Raw genomic sequence first — 1779 nt, 5'->3', positions numbered from 1 at the left:
GTAGATCTTTGAAAACTGAACAACGTTTCGACGAATCAAATGTGTAGGGTCTTTGAACTTCGGTTCGAAGCAATACAAATTGTGAAGTCAATTCACTTTATAACCAAGTAACAAAAACAAGAGCTATTTCAAATAACTCATTAATTTGAGAGTTTGATCCTGGCTCAGGATGAACGCTGGCGGCGTGCCTAATACATGCAAGTCGAACGCGCTTTGGTTCCAGATTGACGGTGCTTGCACTAGATTGAAGGAACAATGAAGCGAGTGGCGAACGGGTGAGTAACACGTGGGTAACCTGCCCTGAAGTGGGGGATAACATTTGGAAACAGATGCTAATACCGCATAACAACGAAAACCACATGGTTTTCGCTTGAAAGATGGTTTCGGCTATCACTTCAGGATGGACCCGCGGTGCATTAGCTAGTTGGTAAGGTAACGGCTTACCAAGGCGATGATGCATAGCCGAGCTGAGAGGCTGATCGGCCACATTGGGACTGAGACACGGCCCAGACTCCTACGGGAGGCAGCAGTAGGGAATCTTCCACAATGGGCGCAAGCCTGATGGAGCAACGCCGCGTGAGTGAAGAAGGGTTTCGGCTCGTAAAACTCTGTTGTTAAAGAAGAACGAATCTGAGAGTAACTGTTCAGATTGTGACGGTATTTAACCAGAAAGCCACGGCTAACTACGTGCCAGCAGCCGCGGTAATACGTAGGTGGCAAGCGTTATCCGGATTTATTGGGCGTAAAGGGAGTGCAGGCGGTTACTTAAGTCTGATGTGAAAGCCTTCGGCTTAACCGGAGAAGGGCATCGGAAACTGGGCAACTTGAGTGCAGAAGAGGGTAGTGGAACTCCATGTGTAGCGGTGGAATGCGTAGATATATGGAAGAACACCAGTGGCGAAGGCGGCTACCTGGTCTGTAACTGACGCTGAGGCTCGAAAGCATGGGTAGCAAACAGGATTAGATACCCTGGTAGTCCATGCCGTAAACGATGAATGCTAGGTGTTAGGGGGTTTCCGCCCCTTAGTGCCGCAGCTAACGCAATAAGCATTCCGCCTGGGGAGTACGACCGCAAGGTTGAAACTCAAAGGAATTGACGGGGACCCGCACAAGCGGTGGAGCATGTGGTTTAATTCGAAGCTACGCGAAGAACCTTACCAGGGCTTGACATCTTCTGCTAATCTTAGAGATAAGACGTTCCCTTCGGGGACGGAAAGACAGGTGGTGCATGGTTGTCGTCAGCTCGTGTCGTGAGATGTTGGGTTAAGTCCCGCAACGAGCGCAACCCTTATGATTAGTTGCCAGCATTAAGTTGGGCACTCTAATGAGACTGCCGGTGACAAACCGGAGGAAGGTGGGGACGACGTCAAATCATCATGCCCCTTATGTCCTGGGCTACACACGTGCTACAATGGATGGTACAACGAGCAGCGAAGTCGCGAGGCCAAGCAAATCTCTTAAAGCCATTCTCAGTTCGGACTGTAGGCTGCAACTCGCCTACACGAAGTCGGAATCGCTAGTAATCGCGGATCAGCATGCCGCGGTGAATACGTTCCCGGGTCTTGTACACACCGCCCGTCACACCATGAGAGTTTGTAACACCCAAAGTCGGTGGGGTAACCTTTTAGGAGCCAGCCGCCTAAGGTGGGACAGATGATTAGGGTGAAGTCGTAACAAGGTAGCCGTAGGAGAACCTGCGGCTGGATCACCTCCTTTCTAAGGAAACAAATCGGAACCTTACACATTAGTGGAAACGTTGTTCAGTTTTGAGGGATTTAC

At 50.1% G+C, this 1779-nt stretch carries 1 rRNA gene; it reads left to right on the top strand.

Going from position 1 to position 1779, the window contains the following annotated elements:
• The first annotated feature begins 141 nt into the window (after window positions 1-141).
• Window positions 142-1716 (top strand): 16S ribosomal RNA (locus tag AC27FN_RS09870).
• The last annotated feature ends 63 nt before the right edge of the window (window positions 1717-1779 follow it).

The organism is Furfurilactobacillus sp. W61-4 (assembly GCF_057545565.1).
The sequence above is the reverse complement of the archived record's forward strand: the minus strand, read 5'-3'. Positions and strand labels throughout refer to the sequence as shown.